This window comes from Paenibacillus artemisiicola (assembly GCF_017652985.1).
GTDB lineage: Bacteria > Bacillota > Bacilli > Paenibacillales > Paenibacillaceae > Paenibacillus_Z > Paenibacillus_Z artemisiicola.
The window spans coordinates 34,012-52,795 of the sequence record NZ_JAGGDJ010000003.1 but is presented as its reverse complement, the minus strand read 5'-3'; the positions used below and the strand labels follow the sequence as shown (position 1 = coordinate 52,795).

Below are 18,784 nucleotides of genomic sequence, written 5' to 3'. Positions count from 1 at the left end.
GGGACGGGGAAGGGCAATCCGCAAGATTCGAAGAAGTAGAGGAGTAAGAGGTGATGACGATGGAAGAATCGCTTGCGCGCATGAAGCATAAGCACGGAAGATTAATCGACGGAAGGCGGCATTACTGGGACGTGGAGAAGCTGTGGGCGCTATCGAAGGACCTGCCCGTTCAGAGGGTCAAGCTTGAATCCATCCGGGAGCTCGATCAGGATTGTTGGTTTGCGGATAGCGGGAGCAGACCGGTCCCGACGATTCGCAACGTCGCGTTTCATTGCGCTCGGATTATCGGCGCGAACCTGGCGTACCCCGTCTTGTTATGCGCCGAGGGCCAATTGATTGACGGGGGACATCGGATCGCAAAGGCGTTGATCGAAGAAAAAAGCGAGATCGAGGCCGTCTATCTGACGCTGCCGCCGGCGGATGCGATTCTATGATCGGGTAAGGCGTGTTGATGCAGTTTTGTCTTATCGTTGTTTGGCGTGCGAGGGATAATAGAAGGCCAGCCGGTCGCTCGCGACCGGCTGGCCTTCTTCGTTTGATTGTTTGAATAGCCCCGTGCGAACGGTCCGCCGGCGCGGCGTCTACACGAGTCCGCGTTCCATGGCCTTGACGATGAGGGCGGCGAACAGACTGTTGGACCACGCGAACCAGGGCCGGGTGAAGACGGCCGGGTCATCCGGGTGGAAGCCCTCGTGCATGTAGCCGGTGTCGGCGTCGGTATTCGCCAGCATGTCGATCAGCTCGCGGATCTCGTCGTCGTCGTCGGAGGTCAGGGCCTGCATGGACAATGCCATATGCCAGACGTAGCCTTTCGGCGTGTGCGGGCTGCCGATGCCGCGCGCATGCGTCCCTTGGAAGTAATACGGATTGTCGCCGCTTAGCGCGAAGCGCCTGGTGTTCCGGTAGACGGGATCGTCGGGTCCGGCATACCCGATATACGGGATGGAGACGAGCCCCGGCGTGCCGGCATCGTCCATGAGGCAGTAGTTGCCGAAGCCGTCCGTCTCGTACGCGTAGATGCGCCCGTACGCGGGATGGTTCACGATCCCGTAGGCCCGGATGCCGAAGTCGATCTCCCGGCGCAGCTTCTCGGCCCGCTCGGCCAGCCGCTTGTCCTTGTAGATGTCGCGGGCGATGGTGCGGATATGGCCGAGTACGACGACGGCGAACATGTTGTTCGGGATGTTGTAGCCGAACAGGCAGGCGTCGTCGCTCGGACGGAAGCCGGACCATGTCATGCCGGTGTAGTTGACGGGAAGTCCGCGGCCGTCGTTCTGAAGCGTCTCGGTTTCCTTGTCGGTGTCGCGGACGAACCGGTACGGCGACCGCTCCATATGCCGCTGCTCGGTTATCATGACGTTCACGATCGACGTGAGCGCGCGGTAGCAGGTGTCGGTGAACGCGTCGACGCGGCCGGTCTCCTGCCAATAGCTATACAGCAGCTGCACCGGGAAACAGAGGGAGTCGAGCTCGTATTTGCGCTCCCACATCCACGGATTGAGGCCGCAATCGTCGCTTGCGCGGTAGTGGGCGTCGCTGGGCGTCTCGTTGAACGCATTGGTATACGGGTCGATCGTCAGATAGAACATCTGCCGGGCGATCAGGCCGCTTAAGAGGCGCTGGAGCTCCTCGTCGTCTTTGGCGAGGAGCAAATAGTGGCGCACTTGCTCGGTGGAGTCGCGCAGCCACATCGCCGGGATGTCGCCGGTGAAGACGAAGGTCGTGCCGTCCTCGAGCGGCTTGGTCGTGGTCTCCAAGGTATTGGGAAAGCAGTTGCGGAACAGCCGCTGAAGCTTGGGCCGGTGGGCCAGGCGGCGATCGGCCTCATCCAGGAAACGGGATACGGAAGCAGGGACGGTCATGGGATGGACAAACCTCCTGTGGCGATGGATTCAAACTGCAGCAAGAATGTCACACCCGGCGGCCCTGCGCAATATGTATCCTTTGCGCGCGGATCGGCAGGTCAAATCCGACACATGCGCGACGACGAACGCTCGTCCAACCGCGGCCGTCGGCCCGCCGAAAGCCTTGTCATGCCTGGCGTGACGGGCTTTTCGGCGTGACAATTCAGATTCGACATATTTACGGTCGTCCGCCGAATTTCTTAGAATGTGTCGTATGAAGAGGGCAAGGCGAAAATGAATACGCTTGCTTAACGGAACATAACGGCCTTCCTGCGATACGGCGGAAGAGCCACGGAAAGGAGACGGTGCATATGAAAGCAAGCGAGGCGCTGACGTCCCGGACGCGGACGACCGGGCTCGAGAAGATCAAGAAAGGCTCCCTGCGAAAAAGAATCCTGCACAACTGGGAGCTGTACCTGTTTATGGTACCGTGCCTGCTGTATTTCATCGTATTTCATTATGTGCCCATGTACGGGGTTCAGATCGCGTTCAAAAACTTCCTGCCCTCCAAGGGCATCGCCGGCAGCAGCTGGGTCGGCTTCGACAACTTCGAACGGTTCTTCAATTCCTATTACTTCTGGGATCTCTTATGGAACACGTTCAGCCTCAGCCTGTACGAGCTGGCGGTCGGCTTCCCGCTGCCGATCCTGCTCGCGCTGGCGTTCAACGAGATCAAGAACGGGTTCTTCAAGCGCAGCGTGCAAACCGTCACCTATGCGCCGCACTTTATCTCCATCGTCGTCATGGCGGGCATGATCATCACGTTTTTGAGCCCGTCCTCCGGGATTCTGATTCGCATGATCGAGTGGGTCGGCCTGCAGCCGGCGTCCTTCCTGGAGGATCCGCGCTGGTTCAAGACGGTCTACGTGCTCTCGGGCGTGTGGCAGAGCGCCGGCTGGGGAACGATCATCTACCTGGCCGCGTTGTCCGGCGTCGACCCGCAGCTGCACGAAGCGGCGATCGTCGACGGCGCGAGCCGCCTGAAGCGCGTGATCCACATCAACATCCCGACGATCGTCCCGACGATCGCCATTCTCTTGATCTTGAACGTCGGCAACATCCTCGGCATCGGGTACGAGAAAATCCTGCTGCTGCAAAACTCGCTGAATATCGAATCCTCCGACGTAATATCGACCTTTGTCTATAAGTCGGGCTTGCTGAACAATCAGCTCAGCTTCTCGACGGCCGTCGGCTTGTTCAACTCCGCGATCAACGCCATTCTGCTTCTGACGGTTAACCGCATCGCCAAAAAAACCAGCGACAACAGTCTTTGGTAACGAGGAGGTCACAGCGATGGTATCGGCAATCAAAGAATCCAAAGGGGACAAGCTCTTTCTCGTCCTGGTTTATCTCTTTTTGGCGGCGGCGCTCGTCATCGTGCTCTATCCGCTCGTTTATATGATCAGCGCCTCGATCAGCACGCCGAAGTACGTGAACTCCGGGGAGATGTGGCTGCTGCCGAAGGGGATCACGCTCGAAGGCTACAAGCTCGTGTTCGGAAATTCCAAGATTTGGATGGGCTACCGCAACACGATTCTTTACACCTGCATCGGCACCTTGATCAATCTGGCGGTGACCCTGCCGGCTGCGTACGCGCTCAGCCGCGGCGATTTCGTCGGCCGGCAGTTCTTCATGATCCTGCTCTTAATTACGATGTTTTTCGGCGGCGGCTTGGTGCCGACGTATCTGGTCGTCAAGAATCTGGGCTTGATCAATTCGATGTGGGCGCTGATCCTGCCGGTCTCCGCATCCGTGTGGAACATCATCGTGGCGCGGACGTTCTTCCAGTCGACGATTCCGAAGGAGCTGCAGGAGGCGGCGCATATCGACGGCTGCACGAATTTGCGGCTGTTCGCCCGCATCGTGCTGCCGCTGTCGGCGCCGATTATCGCGGTCATGGCGCTGTTCTACGGCGTGGGGCACTGGAACAGCTATTTCTCCGCGCTGATCTACCTGAACGACGATACCAAGTTTCCGCTGCAGATGGTGCTTCGGCAGATCCTCGTGCTTCAGCAGATGGGCGCCGAGACGAACGGAGCGGTACTGAGCGGGGAAGCGGCCAGTCTGGCGGCCTCCAAGGCGGAGATCGCCTCCATGGTGAAGTACGCCGTGATCATCGTCTCCACGCTGCCCATCATCGCCGTCTATCCGTTCCTGCAGCGCTACTTCGTGCAAGGCGTCATGATCGGCTCGGTGAAAGGGTAACGGCGGGGGAATCGGCATGAATAACCGAAGCGCCGGCCCTTCCCCGGACGTTATGAACGGATTGACGCAGGCTTGCAGGGGCATTTCGTTTCAGGGAACCGGTCGTCTTCGTTTATTATAAATAACAACGGTAGGTTAACTAAGGGAGGAGCGCGTTATGAAGACAGGAAGAAAGAAGTTGAATTTGCTGCTTGCGGGCACCATGCTGGCGGGGGCGCTGGCCGGCTGCAGCTCGGCGGAAAAAGAGACGGAAAACAAGCCGAGCGCCGCCGCCGACAACGTGAACAAGGAAGGCTTCCCCGTGGTCAAGGAGCCGTTGACGCTCACCATGATGGGACCCGACGTGGGCATTCAGAATTGGGACAAGATGCCGCTGTTCCAAGAGATGGAGAAGAAGACGGGCATTCACATGACCTTCCAAAACGCGCCGAAGGATGCCTTCGAGACGAAGAAAAACCTGGTGTTCGTCAGCGGCACGTATCCCGACATTTTCTACGCGGCCGGATTGACGCCGGCGGAGCAAATGAATTACGGCGAGCAGGGCATTCTGCTCCCGCTCGAGGACCTGATCGAGGGCTACGCGCCGAACGTCAAGAAAATTCTCGACGACAATCCCGAGATTCGCAAATCGATCACCGCGCCCGACGGTCATATCTACGCGCTGCCGGTCATTGAATTCAACCAGCCGTGGTACCGGAACCCGCTGTGGTACAACGGCGATTACCTGAAAGCGCTCGGCGTGACCAAGCTGCCGGAGACGACCGAGGAGCTGTACGCGTACCTGAAGCGGGTCAAGACCGAAGACCCGAACAAGAACGGCCAGGCCGACGAAATTCCGCTGTCCTCCGCTTCGCCCGGCAACAGCCTGCGCGATATCCGGACGTGGCTGCTCGGCGCCTTCGGCATCTACGAGGAAGAGATTTACGTGGACGACAGCGACAAGGTGCACTATACCCCCATCGAAGCGGGATACAAGGACTATTTGACGTACCTGAACCGGCTGTGGAAGGAAGACCTGCTGGACCACGAGAGCTTCTCGCAAACGAGCGAGCAGCGCGAGGCGAAAGCGCGCAACAACCAGCTCGGCTTGTTCTCGGCTTGGACGGCGTTCCAGATGATGGGCGAAGAGCCGAACACCGACGATCCGATGTTCAGCCCGGTGAAGAGCGATTCCGTCGATAAGCCGGCCATCGCCAAGAACAAAGGCATCAACACCGGTGCCTTCGCCATCTCGAAGACGAATCCGTCGCCGGAAGCGTCCATGCGCTGGGTCGATTACGCCTACTCCGTGGAAGGCGCGACCATGTTCAACAAAGGACCGGAAGGCATTCTGTGGAAGTACACGGACAAGGCCAACTTCGTGAAGGAATACCTGCCCGTGCCGGACGGCGGCGACCGCGAGGAATACCGCTCGAGAATTACGCCGAACTACGGGATTCCCGCGCCGACGATCAACCTGCCGGAGATCGACAAGGGGCTGCTGGGCGACGTGGATGCCTGGGTCGCCAACGAGACCAAGACGAAGCTGCTCGACCGCGGCGCCCGCATTCCGTTCCCGGTGCTGTTCCTGACGCCGGAAGAGCAGGCGGACGTGACGGCGATGACGTCCGACCTCAATACGTACGTGCGTCAGATGGAAGCCAAGTTCGTGACCGGCGCCGAGCCGCTGACGAACTGGGACGGTTATGTCGCGACCATTAAGAAGATGGGCGGCGAACGCATGGCCGAAATCTACCAAACCGCCTATGACCGCTGGAAAAGCAACTAATTGAATTCGCACCCGGCGCGCGGCCGACGAGGCCGCGGCGCCGGCAACGGAAGGGACGGGCCTGCGGCGGAATCGCGGCAGGCCGTGCTTTCTTCCCGCGTTGCAACGACAAGCAATCATTAATCGCAGACGCCTGCATTGGAGGAAGAGTCCCATGAAAATCACCCGGCATCCCGCCAATCCCATCGTGGTTCCCGGCAAATACGAATGGCGGAAAGCGACGGTCTTCAATCCGGCTGTCATTCTCGAAGACGATACCTTCTACATGATCGAGCGGACCGCCGGTTCGCTGACCCCTTGCAAAAACTACCTCGGTCTGCTGCGCAGCGACGACGGGGTGCATTTCACCCACGTGAAGGACGAACCCGTGCTGACGCCGGACGAGCTGGGCTTCCCGTACGGCAGCGTCCAGGATCCGCGCGTCGTCAAGCTCGACGGCGTGTTCTACATGAACTACGCGCTGCGTCCCTGCGCGATGAACTACTATCCGACGAACACGGGCGTCCCGGAACGCTCCCTTCCGAAGTACCCGGACGGCTGGGGCGAACAGGAAGGGCATTGGCTGACCCGCTCGTCCATCGCGAAATCGCAGAACCTCGTCGACTGGGAATTCGTCGCGGATACGACGGAATTGACGATTAACGACCGGGACAACATCTTGTTCCCGGAGAAGATCAACGGCAAGTATGTCCTGCTGCGGCGCCCGGAGGAGTATGTGGGCGAAGCGTACGGTACGGACAAGGCGGCGATGTGGATCGCCTACTCCGAGGACCTGATCCACTGGGAAGCGCCGAAGCTCTTGGCCAAAGCCGAGAACATGGCCTGGGAATCCCGCAAGATCGGGGGCTCGACGCCGCCGATCAAGACGGACAAGGGCTGGCTCGTGCTGTACCACGGCGTGGACGACCGGATCGTCTACCGGGTCGGCGCGCTGCTGCTCGACCTCGAGAATCCGGAGAAGGTGATTGCCCGGACGCATCGCTTCATCATGGAGCCGGAGACGTATTACGAGAAGTTCGGCTATCAGATCCCGAACGTCATCTTCCCGACCGGCAACGTGGTGAAGGACGGGCTGCTGTACATCTATTACGGCGTGACGGATACGGCGATCGCTCTGGCGACCGTCCCGCTCGACGAGCTGGTGGATTACGTCCTGAATGAGCCGAGGGAGTAGACGAGGCGGATCTTACCGCGGCAAGGAAAGCGGATAGGAAAGCCGATAGGAACGCGGCAAGGAGCTGTATAACGTCCTCCATACGTTAAACAGCTCCTTGCGCGCGGTTGCCGATCCGTTACGAGTCCAGGGAGACGGGGCCGCCCGCGCCGTGCAGCTTGCGGTATTGGCCGGGCGTAACGCCGGTTTCCTTCTTGAATTTGCGGATGAAGTTCGGCGCGTCCAGATAGCCGACGCGCTCGATGATATCCTTGAGCGGCGCGCTGGTGTGCAGGAGCTGGCGCACCACTTCCTTGAGCCGGCATTGCCAGATGTATTCCGTGAAATTCGCGCCGATTTTCTCTTTGAAGCTGCGGCTGAGATAGGACGTGGAGGTGCCGTACTTGAGCGCGACATGCTCCAGGCTGAGCGTATAGTCGGCGTAGTTCTCTTCGACGTAGGCGACGATCTCGTCCATCAGCGTCGGCTGCGCCTCTTCGGTCCGGTTCGTAGCCGCGAGGCAGATGCGCATGGCGAGGGAGCGCAGCTTGCTCGCCAGTCCCTCGAGCGTCTCGAACGCGTGCAGCGACGAGATGTCGCCGTGCATGTCGTCGATGCCGAGCTCGGCGGCGGTCCGCAGCAAGGAGTTCAGGACGTCGAAGCACAGGCAGCGCAGCAGGCCGACCGGCAGCGCTTCCTGCTTGATCTTCTCCATCATGCTCGCGATCAGCTGGAGCGCCGTCGCTTCGTTGCCCTGCTTGAGGCTCTGCTCCAGCTTGAGCAGCCACTTCTTCGGAATCCAGTAGCTCTCGCCGGATACGGCCGAAGCGGACGGCTCCGCGAGCTCCTCGAAGTAAGCGATGCGCCCGCTGACCGTCAGCATCCGCTGCTCCAGCGCCGAAGCCGCTTCGAGGAACGACTGGTTCAGCCCGGACAAGCCGCCGTACACGGTGCCGACGCCCAGATTGGGCTGCCGGGGCAATTGGTCCGCGAGGCGGTTGTCGAGCTCGCCGAGGATGCCCCTTACGCGCTGCTCCTCGTCGTCTTCCTCCGTCGGCAGCAGCATGACCATGAGGGCGAGCCGGTGGGCGACGGAGAACTCGACGCCGTAGATGCGGGCATGCAGCTCCGGCAGATCCAGCCGATGGAGCAAAGCGCGCAGCGCTTGCTGGCGGGTCCACGACCGCTCGTCGCGCTGCTGCTCGTCCAAGCTGAGGATGATCGTGAAGCAGCGGGCGTTCTCGGGCAGCTCCAGCCCGGACTGGACGATCATCCGCTCGATCTCGGGATCGTCGGGCTTCCCGTGCTTGAACAGCAGCATGAGGCATTGGTTGCGCACGAACGGCTCCTGCATGTCGATGCGCGCGTTGTAGTCGTGGATGGTCTGCTTGATCCAGTCCCATTCGTTCCGGCTCCGGGGCGCGTCCTTCGCGCCGCGCTGCAGCGAAGCGAACTCCAGCAAATCGCGAATCGGGTGATACTGCCTTCTGGCGAGCAGCATGGCCACGATAATGCCGGTCAGCGCCGTGAAGGCGAAGACCAGCAGGATGATCGTGCGGATCTGGGCGACCTGTTCGAAGAACTGGTAGCTGGGAATGGCGGTCGCGTACGTCCAGCCGTTGATCTTGGACTTGACCGTGACGACCGAATAGCGTTCGCCGCCGAGCGCCATGCCGTGGATGCCGGGAGCGAGCGCGGTCAAGGAGGCCAAATCCTGCCCGCGAAGGGTGTCGCCCCGGTTGTTGGCCGTCAGCACTTCGCCCGTGCCCGAGAAGATGTAGCTGCTCCCGGAGAAATCGTTCAGGATGGAATCCATCACGCCGGTCAGCTGCGCTTCTTTAATGAGATACAGGATCGTCCCGTACGGGTAGGGATCGTTGGGCTTGATCGGCACGAGCATCGCCAGCATGGATTCGCTCCGCGAACGCACGACGACCGTCTCGGCCGGCCGAACGGTGTTGAACGCCGTTTGGTTCAGCGCCTGCTTGATCTCGCCCGGCTGCCAGCGTTCGAACCGGTAGATGTTCTTGAAGACGAGATCGAAATTCGACATCCCGAGACTGGAATACACGCGATCCTCGCCGCGGTAATAGAGAAACAAATCCTCGAGGACCGTGTTGTTGGTCTTGTAGCGCGCGAGCGAGGCGATAGCGTCGCGGCTGTAGTACGGGTGCGAGACCATGTACTTGGTGAGATGCTCGTCGAAGGAGATGTTGTTGGCCGTCTCGAGCAAATTGCTCATCTGATTGTCGATGGACAGCCGTACCTGGTTGAGCTGGTTGACATTCGACTGCTCGATCTCCGAGCGCAGGTTGCCCGTCGCGTTATGGTAGATGACGAAGGTGACGCCTGAAAGCGGAATCAAAAAAATCAAAATGTAAGACAGCGTATAAGTGAGGAGCAATTTGGATTTAAAGCGGTTCCAAGTGAAGCGAAAGCCCGACTTCTCGCGGGATGACTTAAGAAATGCGTTCACGGCGACCTCCCGGGGATAGCGATTCGATGAATGCGGATGATGAGTGCCATCGGCATGCCCTTTTTTATTTGTATGAACATTATAACGTTATGTTCAATTTATTGCTAGGATGTGTTAAGCTTTACTCGATTAAGCCGGGCATGCAGCCCGCCGGCACGGAAAGGAAGGATGCTCGGACCCATGGGAATTGTACTGCGCAGCATGAAACGGTTGAATGGACAAGTATCCGACATTGTCATCGACGAAGGCAAGATCGCCGCGATCGTTCCGCCGGGGACGGGCGAAGGCGAGGTCGTCGCCGAAGGCGGCTATATCTCCAGCGGCTGGATCGACATGCACGTGCATGCCTTTCCGACATTCAAGCCGTACGGAGACGCGATCGACGAGATCGGGGTGAAGCAAGGCGTGACGACGATCGTCGACGCCGGGAGCTGCGGCGCGGACCGGATCGGCGAGCTGCGGGAAGCCGGGAGCCGGTCGGTCACGCGGCTGCTGGCCTTCCTGAACGTCTCCCGGATCGGCCTCTCGCGCATCGACGAGCTGTCCCGGCCGGAGTGGATCGACGGGGCGGCGGTCCGGGAGGCGGCGCGGGCTTACCCGGACTTCATCGTCGGGCTCAAGGCGCGCATCAGTCGCAGCGTGGTGAAGGAGCTGGGCATCGAGCCGTTAAGGCTAGCCCGCCGGTTCTCCGCGGCGACGGGGCTGCCCCTCATGGTGCATATCGGCTCCGGGCCGCCGGCCATCGGCGACGTGATGGCGCTGCTTGCGCGCGGCGATATCGTCACGCACTATCTGAACGGCAAGGCCAACAACCTGTTCGACGCGCAAGGACGGCCCCTCCCCGCGCTGACGGACGCGGTGGCGCGCGGCGTGCATCTGGACGTCGGCCACGGGTCGGCGAGCTTCTCGTTCCGCGTGGCGGAGCAGGCCCGGGCGGCCGGCTTGGCGCCGCATACCATCAGCACGGACATTTACGAGCGCAATCGGCTCGAGGGGCCGGTCTTCAGCTTGGCCGACGTCATGAGCAAGTTTCTCGATCTCGGCTACGGCTTGCGGGAGATCGTCGATGCGGTGACGGTGAACGCGGCCGCCTGGCTGGGCCGGCCCGAGCTCGCCGAGCTGGGCGTCGGCGGGAACGCGAACCTGACGGTGTTCGAGGTCAAGCAGGGCGGCAAGACGCTGACGGATTCCGAAGGGGAGACGCGAACGGCGAACGCCTATATTCAAGCCAAGGGAGCAGTGATCCATGGATCGTACTTTGCATGCTAAATACGGATTGAAACGGGTCGTCAACGCCAGCGGGCGCATGAGCATTCTCGGCGTCTCCGCGCCGACCGACGGCGTCATGGCGGCGATGAAGACGGGCGGCCAAAGCTACGTCGAAATGGCGGATCTGGCGGACAAGTCCGGCGCGTACGCCGCGAAGCTGCTGAACGCCGAAGACGCGGTCATCGTCAACTCCGCCTCCAGCGGGATCGCGATGGCCGTCGCGGCCGTCGTCACCCGGGGCGACGAGCGGGCGAGCCTCAAGCTCCATCAGGAGCTGCCGGAGCGCAACGAGATCGTCCTCTTCAAGGGGCACAACGTCCAATACGGCGCCCCGGTCGAGACGATGGTCGCGCTCGGCGGCGGGAAGCTCGTCGAGGCCGGCTACGCCAACGAGGGGCGCAAAGCGCATCTCGAGATGGCGCTGGGCGCGCGGACGGCGGCCATTCTGTTCGTGCAATCGCATCATTGCGTCCAGAAGAACATGATCAAGGTCGAGGAGGCCTGGGAAGTGGCGCGGCGCCGCGGGGTGCCGCTGATCGTCGACGCCGCGGCCGAGGAGGATCTGCGCAAGTACCCGGCCTGCTCGGACCTGGTCATCTACAGCGGCTCCAAGGCGATCGAAGGCCCGACCTCCGGCATCGTGGCGGGCAAGGCGGACTGCGTGAGCTGGGTGAAGACGCAGCTGCACGGCATCGGACGGAGCATGAAGGTGGGGAAGGAGTCGATCTTCGGCCTGCTGCGGGCGCTGGACGAGTACTTCGAGAAGGGCGACGCAAGCGAGCAAGAGCGCGCCGCGCTCGCGGCGCTGGACGCGCTGGGCGCGCTTCCGGGCGTTGACGTTCGCATCGTCCAAGACGAGGCCGGCCGGGCGATCTTCCGCGGCCGGGTCAACATCGACGAAGCGGTGGCGGGCTTGTCCGCGCGGGCGGTCAACGACGCGCTTCGCGGCGGCGATATTGCCGTGTATACGCGGGATTACGGCGTGGCGCAGGGGTATTTCGACATCGATCCGCGCTCGCTGCAAGGCGACGATTTGGCGGTCATTATCGGCCGCATTCAAGACATTATCGGAGGGAAGCACTAATGGCGGACATTCGTTCCCGGTTATACAGAAACAAAGCGGCGCTTAACGTGCTGGCGGGCAGCATCGACAACGCGCGCGAGATCTACGAAGCGGCGGAAGGCCACGTGATCGTCGGCGTGCTCTCCAAGGCCTATCCCGACGCGCCGTCCGCCGTGGCGGCGATGAAGCAGTACGGCGCGGCCATCGACGACGCGGTATCGATCGGTCTAGGCGCGGGCGACAACCGCCAGGGCGCGGTCGTGGCCGAGATCGTCAAGTCGTACGCGGGCAGCCACGTCAATCAGATCTTTCCGGCCGTCGGCGCCACCAGCGCCAACCTGGGCGGCTGGGCGGGCTGGATCAACGCGCTGGTGTCGCCTTGCGGCCGGCCCGGTTACGTGAACGTCTCGACGGGCGTGTTCAGCGCGGCCGCCGCGGATCAAGCCGTCGTACCGGTCAAGGCCGCGATCGCGCTGGTCCGGGACATGGGCGGGCATGCGCTGAAATACTTCCCGATGCAGGGCTTGAAGCTGGAGGAGGAATACCGCGCCGTCGCCAAAGCCTGCGGAGAGGAAGGCTTCGCGCTGGAGCCTACCGGCGGCATCGACCCGGCCAACTTCGCGAGGATCTTGGAGATTGCCTTGGAAGCGGGCGTGCCGCAGGTCATTCCCCACGTCTATTCCTCGATTATCGATCCGGCGAGCGGCGATACGCGCGTGGAGGACGTGCGGACGCTGCTCGGCGAGCTGAAAGCGCTGGTCGACCGGCATGTCTAGCATCGCCGCGTTCGGCGAAGTGATGATGCGCCTGGAGACGCCCGGCTTCGCGACGCTGTCCCAGAGCGGCAGCCTGGCGTATTCGTTCTCGGGAACCGGGGTCAACGTCGCCTCGGCGCTGTCGCGCTTCGGCCATGAGACGTACCTGGCCAGCACGCTGCCGGACAATTCGCTCGGCGACGCCGCGCTGGCGCAGCTGCGCAAGCTGGGCATCGGGACGGCGTTCGTGAGCCGGGGAGGCCGGTACATCGGCATGTATTTCCTGGAGCACGGCTTCGGCCTCCGTCCGAGCCAGGTGACCTATACGGACCGGCTCGGCAGCAGCTTCAATACCGTTCCGCGCGACGCGGGGGATTGGGAGCGGATTGCCGACGCGGTAGACGCGGCGCATTTTTGCGGCATCACGCTGGCGATGAACGACCTCGCGCGCTCGCAAATGAAGCAATTGGCCACCGCGGTCAAGCGCCGCGGCGGCAAGGTGATTTTCGACTGCAATTACCGGCCGTCGCTCTGGGGCGAAGGCGGGCACGCGGCGGCCGCGCCGCATTATCGCGAGATGCTGGAGCTGGCGGATCTCGTCTTCATGAACGAGAAGGACGCGCTGCTCACGCTCGGCATGCCGAGCGGCGGCGCCGACCGCCTGGCGCAGCTGCGCGATTTGATCCCGCAAGTCGCGAAGACATACGGGATCGAAGCGATCGCCGGCACGCACCGGCAGGTAAACGGGGACAACACGCATACGCTGGCCGGTTATCTTTACCGGGAAGGGACGTTCCGGTTCGCCCGGCCGTCGACGTTCTCGGTGTACGACCGGGTCGGCGCCGGCGATGCGTACGCGAGCGGCATCATTCACGCGTGGCTGCGCGGCGACGATCCACAATACGCGGTCGATTTCGCGACCGCCGCGGCCGCGCTCGCGCACACGGTGCACGGGGATACGCCGCTGGCGTCGGAGGCGGACGTGGTGAAGGCGCTGGCCCGTACGGCCGGCGATATCGTGCGGTAACCAGGATGACGAAGAAAGAGGAGCCGGGATGACCATCACGCGCAAGAAGGGCCCGCTGTATTTGCAAATCAAGAAGATCGTCAAGGACCGCATCCTTCACGGGGTCTATCCGCTGGGCGGCCATATCCCGCCGGAGCCGCAGCTCGAGAAGGAATTCAACGTCAGCAAAATGACGGTGCGCAACGCGATCCGGGAACTGGCGGAGGAAGGCTACGTCGCGAAGAAAAGCGGCGTCGGCACCATCGTGCTCACCAACGTGTCGGTCTCCCGGCTCTCCAAGGGCAAGCGGTTCACCGAGCTGCTGGTGGAGGAGGGGCACCGCTTGGAGAAGCGGATGCTGTCCATGACCCGCGCGCGGCTGGAGCCGGGGACCGAGCTGCACGGCCTGCTGGGGCCGGAATCGATCCGCATCGAGCGGCTGTACGTGCTGGACGACCGCCCGTATCTTCACATCCGGCACGAGGTGGCCGCTGCCCTGCTGCCGAAGGCGGAGCGGGACGCCGGCGAGCCGGCGTTCGAATCGCTGTACGATTTGCTGGAGGAGCAGGGCGTCGCGCTGGACAACTTCCGCGACGCGTTCTCGGTCGGCACGGCCTCGGCGGAGACCGCGAGTCTGCTCGGGATTCCGGAGGGGTCGCCGCTGCTCGTGCGGCAGCGGCGCACGTACGACCTCGAAGGGCGGCTCATCGAGTACAGCATGGGCTATTACCAGACGGAGCTGCAGCCGTATCTGGTCCGTTACGACGCGTAAAGCCGGCACGGGGCCCCGTTTCCGCGCGCATGAAGAAGGACCGTCGGAGTTCGAGCTCCGACGGTCCTTCTTTTTCGTTAAATTACGCTATTCGAGCGATTGCGGCACGCGGCAATTCCGCGCGGTCAGTCGATCCGGTTTCCCGCTTGGAGCAAGCGGTACATGACTTTGGCGGCCGCTTCGCGCGTCGTCGCTTCGGCCGGCCGGAAGAAGCGGCCGTCTTGTGCTTCGACGCCGTTCATCAGGCCGGCTTCGGTGACGGCCCGGATCGCGTCGGCCGCATAGGCGCCGAACGTCCCCGCATCGGCGTAAACGATGCCGCCGCCCGCCGGCTTCGCATGCAGCAGCGTAAGCGAGCGGTTCAGCATGACGGCCATGTCTTGACGGCTCACGGGCGCGTTCGGAAGGAAGCGTCCGTTGTCGCCGGTTACCAATCCTGCCGCGTGCGCGGCGGCAACCTCGGCGGCGAACCAGTCGTTCTCGCGCACGTCCGCGAACGGCGCCGCTGCGTCAGAGATCTTCAGGCCGAGCGCTCTGACCAGCATCGAGGCGAGCTCGGCCCGCGTCACGCTGCGTTTCGGCGCGAAGGCGCCGGCGGACGTGCCGTTCATCACGAACTTGGCGGCGAGCTTCGAGATCTCGTCCTTCGCCCACGAAGACCCGATATCCGAGAACGCGACGCCGCGCACCGCCGCCGCATAGGTCGAGAAGCCCGGACGCGCCACGGTCACGATCGTGCCGCCGTGCTTGCCGGCCTTGAAGGTTGCGGCCGCCGGTCGTACGGCGCCGTCTTCTTCGTACAGAGCGCCGGCCGTCGCGGCGGGGACGTCTCCGTCGATCAGGAAGGCGCGCGTCACCGTGTCTTGGACGGAGAGCGGAATCGGTGTCTCGCGGCCGTCCTCGACGCCGCCCGCTTCGAAGGCGATCGGCGTGCCGACGACGCGGGCATCCGGATAAGCCGCCTCGAAGCGCTTGACGGCATCGCCGTCCTTCTCGATTCGAATGACAAGACCCGCGTCCTCCGAGAGGCCGCCGAGAGCGGAAAGCGGAAGCGCGACGGATGCGCCGTCCAATGCGAACACGACCGAGCTGCCCGTCGGCGCGGCTTTCAACCGCTGCGCTTGGGCCGGCGTGAAGCGCAGCGCCGCTTCGCCCTCGTCCGCGGAGGAGGCCGAGGCGACGAGCGCGACCGGTTTCGCCGCGTCTTCAAGCGCGCGGTCCAACGCGGCATCGTCAACGGTCGCGGTCAGCACGCCGTTAGCCGCGCTTGTTTTCGCGGCCAGCGATACCGGCGTTTGCGCGGCGCCGATAACCGATGCCGCGACGTCCACGCCGCTATCCGCCGGCGCCGCGTCCGGCGTTTGCGGCGTACCGGAGCCAGGCTGACCGCCGCCTCCCGGATTGCCGCCTCCCGGCTGACCGTCTCCCGGATTGCCGCCCCCCGGCTGACCGCCGCCGGCATAATCGTTGTCCACGTTGATCGTGATATTCGAGAAATGGACGGCCGATGTGAAGCCGTAGACGGAAAACGCCGTAACGGCGGAGAGCACGTACTGTCCGTCGGGCAGCGAAGGCAGATCGAAGATGCCGTTCGCGCCGCTTGATCCGTCCAGATAGCTTCCGTTAAAGTCTTCGATGACGTAATCGCCCTTCGACATATAGGAATCGAAGCCGTTCTTGGCGCTCCTCCAGTCCGCGAGCAGCCCGTAATACCGGCCGTCGTTGTCGAGCAGGGCGAGCTGCAGGACATTATAGCCGCCGCCGTTGTAATGCAAGGTAATGTCGATCGGCGATTGCGGAGATACGATCCTGTTCGTGACGTCGATGCCTCCGAACGCGTTCTCGTTATCGAGCGACTTCTTCCCGACGTGGAAGACGAACGGGAGGCGGAGGGTCGGAACGCCGTCGCTTTCCAGCACGACGGTCCCTTCGTACACGCCCGGCTTGGCGTCCGGCTTCGCTTCGACGGACAAGCCGAAGGTGCGGGCTTTCCCGGCGCCGACGGCGAGTTTGCCGTCCGCATCCAGTCCGGTCAGCTTGACGGAGACGCCGTCCCAGTCCGGGGTGCTGACGTATCCGGGCTTATTGGTGAACGTTTGGTGAAGCTCCGTCTTGGCGGCGTAAGTCACCGTCTTGCCGGTCACGCTCTTCAGCTGAAGCGTGCTCGCGGCTTTCGCGTCGCCGGCCGGATCCACGACGCCGAAAGCGACGCTGCTGGCTTCGCTCGGGAGCGTGACCGGCTTCATGTCCTTGTCCATGATCGTAATTTCGTCCAGCGATTTCAACAATGCCGCCGTATGCAGGGCATGGGTCAGATCGGCGCGCCCGGCGCCTTGCGAATAAGCATCGTACGGCGTGCCGTTCTCGTCCGCCAAGGGATCGGACGTATTCGCGAGCGCCGCCCGGATGTCCGAAGGCGTCCAATCCGGAAATTTATCCTTCAGCAGCAGCGCGAGGCCGGCGATATGCGGCGTCGCCATGCTGGTCCCGCTGTAACGCTCGTAAGCCTCGGAATAATCGGCATCCGGGTGCGCCGCGCCGTAGGCGGGGACCGACGACCGGATGAGGTGGCCGGGCGCGACGACGTCCGGTTTGATGCCCAATCTTCCATCCTGGTTCGGCCCGCGCGAGCTGAATTCCGCCATGGTATCGCCGGGCAGGGAGACGCTCTTGAAGGGCTTGCCGAACGTCAGGGTAACCGGCGCGTCCGGCTGCCGCAGCATGGCCCGAACCAAGGCGCGGCCTTCCTTGCCCGCGAGGTCGAAGGCGGGGATGAAGCCGTCGTATTCGCCTTGGAAGCCCATGTACCCGATCGGGCCGTCCCGTCCCGGAATCGATTCCGATAGATCGACGGTATTCGGCTGAAAGACGTCGCGGGAATCGTTGGTCGTGCCGTTGAAGATGACGACCGCCTTGGCGCCGTGCTGCTTGGCGGTGACGATTTGCCGGCCGTAAGGGAGGTGTTGGCTGTCGTGCGTCCGCGTGACGATGACGATTTTGCCCGCCACGTCTTTCCCCTCGTAATCGGCGTCCAAGCCGAAGCCGAGATAGACCGCCTCAATCGGATCCGTTCCGAGGATGGAGGCGAAATCCGTGCTTCCGGGCGCCCAGGCCATCGCGCGAAGCGCGTACCCCTGCCCCGTCAAGGAGCTGGCGGCGGCCGTCTCGTACGTGTCGATCCGGCTGGTGGCCGCGCCGACCGTAATGCCGAGCTCCGCCGTCGACGGGGAGCCGAGCGAATAATAGTAAGGCGCGTCCATGGCGGCGTTGCCTGCCGCGATGACGGGGACGACGCCGGCGAGCGCCGCGTTGTTGATGGCAACCGCCTCCGCGGAATACGGATCCTTCGTCGCATCGTCTCCGAGCGACAGGTTGATCACGTCCATGCCGTCCTTGACGGCGTGTTCGATGCCGTCAACGATCATGGCCGAGGTGCCGGTGCCCAGCACGCCGCCCAACACTTTATACGCGTATAAGTCCGCTTCGTAGGCGACGCCCTTCTGCAGGAAATGGCCGTCGGCGTTCGCCGCGCGTCCCGCGATCGTGCCGGAGACGTGGGTGCCATGGGCCGTACCCGCGACCAGCTCTTCCGGAATGGCAATGTCTTCATAAGGGTCGTCGTCGTTGTAGAAGGAATCGTGCCCGCCTTTGAACGCGTCCTTCAGGTCGGGATGCAAGTAATCGATGCCGGTATCGATGACGCCCACTTTGAGCCCTTTGCCGGTGTAGCCTTCCGCCCAGGCTTCGTCAACGCCCAATTGCCGCAGGGGCGTCATATCGATCCGCGGATCCTCCGCGTTCGCCTCGTAGGCTGGCGCCGGCTCCGATGCATAGGTCAAGTTCGGGTAGATCGCGCTCACGCCCGGAAGCTTCGCCAGTTGGGCGATGCGGGTGCCCGGCAGCGTGATCGCCATCCCGTTCAGCACCTGATTGTACCGATAGCCGACGTCAAGGGATAAGCCGCCGGCTTTGGCGGATTTCAAGAATGCGGCTTGCTCGGTCTGCACCGCTTTCGCGGTCGCTTCGGCCGCCAGCGTTTTATTCCCCTTGCCCGCGGCGTACTTGCCGATGGCGGCGGGCGGAGCGCTCAATTGCACGATGACGCTGACCGGCCCCGCGGAGGACGTGTCGATCTCCGGCGATATTAGGAGGTTGGCCGAAGCGCCGGGAGCGGAAGCCAAGCTGCGCTTCCAATCGTCCGCGAAGGTCTCGAACAGATTCAGGTCCGGGTCCGCCGAGGCGGAGGCCGGGATCAAGCCGTTCGGCGAAGCGCCGGCGGACGCGGAGTAGGCGGGCTGGAACAGGGAAGCCGCCAAGACGGTCGTGGAGATCACGATGGACGATACCTTAGGAATTCGCTTCTGCATGCTCTTCAAATCCAGGTCCCCATTTCTTAAAAGTTGTCGCTCTCGC

13 protein-coding genes are annotated in these 18,784 nt (G+C 62.8%); 10 read left to right on the top strand and 3 right to left on the bottom strand.

Annotation, left to right across the window (positions count from 1 at the left end):
* The first annotated feature begins 53 nt into the window (after positions 1 to 53).
* Complete coding sequence (locus tag I8J29_RS06085; RefSeq protein ID WP_208846796.1) at positions 54 to 434, top strand: hypothetical protein; 381 nt, start codon at positions 54 to 56, stop codon at positions 432 to 434.
* Positions 435 to 581: 147 nt separating this feature from the next.
* Here I8J29_RS06085 and I8J29_RS06080 read toward each other — a convergent pair whose 3' ends face one another.
* Positions 582 to 1,862: a glycoside hydrolase family 125 protein gene (locus I8J29_RS06080; RefSeq protein ID WP_208846795.1), complete on the bottom strand. Its 1,281-nt coding sequence runs from the start codon at positions 1,860 to 1,862 to the stop codon at positions 582 to 584.
* Positions 1,863 to 2,215: 353 nt separating this feature from the next.
* On the opposite strand from I8J29_RS06080, the gene I8J29_RS06075 reads away from it, so the two are divergent.
* The 4 genes from I8J29_RS06075 (at position 2,216) to I8J29_RS06060 (ending at position 7,051) form a co-directional block, all read left to right on the top strand.
* The gene (locus tag I8J29_RS06075; protein ID WP_208846794.1) at positions 2,216 to 3,181 is read left to right on the top strand and encodes an ABC transporter permease; all 966 of its coding nucleotides are present in this window, start codon (positions 2,216 to 2,218) and stop codon (positions 3,179 to 3,181) included.
* 16 nt (positions 3,182 to 3,197) lie between these two features.
* Positions 3,198 to 4,109 (top strand): carbohydrate ABC transporter permease, encoded by a 912-nt coding sequence (locus I8J29_RS06070; RefSeq protein WP_208846793.1) that lies wholly within the window; start codon positions 3,198 to 3,200, stop codon positions 4,107 to 4,109.
* Positions 4,110 to 4,266: 157 nt separating this feature from the next.
* Entirely contained in the window at positions 4,267 to 5,877 is a 1,611-nt protein-coding gene (locus I8J29_RS06065) for an extracellular solute-binding protein (protein ID WP_208846792.1), read from the top strand.
* 154 nt (positions 5,878 to 6,031) lie between these two features.
* Positions 6,032 to 7,051 (top strand): glycoside hydrolase family 130 protein, encoded by a 1,020-nt coding sequence (locus tag I8J29_RS06060; protein ID WP_208846791.1) that lies wholly within the window; start codon positions 6,032 to 6,034, stop codon positions 7,049 to 7,051.
* A 118-nt stretch (positions 7,052 to 7,169) separates the two neighbouring features.
* On the opposite strand, the gene I8J29_RS06055 is transcribed toward I8J29_RS06060, so the two are convergent.
* Complete coding sequence (locus I8J29_RS06055) at positions 7,170 to 9,506, bottom strand: helix-turn-helix domain-containing protein (RefSeq protein WP_208846790.1); 2,337 nt, start codon at positions 9,504 to 9,506, stop codon at positions 7,170 to 7,172.
* 180 nt (positions 9,507 to 9,686) lie between these two features.
* Between I8J29_RS06055 and I8J29_RS06050 the strand changes: the two genes are divergently transcribed.
* From I8J29_RS06050 to I8J29_RS06030, 5 genes are read left to right on the top strand one after another with little or no spacing between them, the layout of a single operon-like run.
* The gene (locus tag I8J29_RS06050; protein WP_208846789.1) at positions 9,687 to 10,775 is read left to right on the top strand and encodes an amidohydrolase/deacetylase family metallohydrolase; all 1,089 of its coding nucleotides are present in this window, start codon (positions 9,687 to 9,689) and stop codon (positions 10,773 to 10,775) included.
* Positions 10,753 to 11,859, top strand: a complete 1,107-nt coding sequence (locus tag I8J29_RS06045) for a DgaE family pyridoxal phosphate-dependent ammonia lyase (RefSeq protein ID WP_208846788.1) — start codon at positions 10,753 to 10,755, stop codon at positions 11,857 to 11,859. Before I8J29_RS06050 ends, I8J29_RS06045 begins: the two co-directional genes overlap by 23 nt.
* Entirely contained in the window at positions 11,859 to 12,614 is a 756-nt protein-coding gene (gene dagF, locus I8J29_RS06040) for a 2-dehydro-3-deoxy-phosphogluconate aldolase (RefSeq protein WP_208846787.1), read from the top strand. The genes I8J29_RS06045 and dagF overlap by 1 nt, the downstream gene beginning before the upstream one ends.
* Positions 12,607 to 13,620 (top strand): sugar kinase, encoded by a 1,014-nt coding sequence (locus tag I8J29_RS06035; RefSeq protein WP_208846786.1) that lies wholly within the window; start codon positions 12,607 to 12,609, stop codon positions 13,618 to 13,620. Before dagF ends, I8J29_RS06035 begins: the two co-directional genes overlap by 8 nt.
* Positions 13,621 to 13,648: 28 nt before the next feature.
* Positions 13,649 to 14,371, top strand: coding sequence for a GntR family transcriptional regulator (locus tag I8J29_RS06030; RefSeq protein WP_208846785.1), 723 nt, complete (start codon positions 13,649 to 13,651; stop codon positions 14,369 to 14,371).
* Positions 14,372 to 14,496: 125 nt separating this feature from the next.
* On the opposite strand, the gene I8J29_RS06025 is transcribed toward I8J29_RS06030, so the two are convergent.
* Positions 14,497 to 18,738, bottom strand: a complete 4,242-nt coding sequence (locus I8J29_RS06025) for a S8 family serine peptidase (RefSeq protein WP_208846784.1) — start codon at positions 18,736 to 18,738, stop codon at positions 14,497 to 14,499.
* Between the last annotated feature and the right edge of the window lie 46 nt (positions 18,739 to 18,784).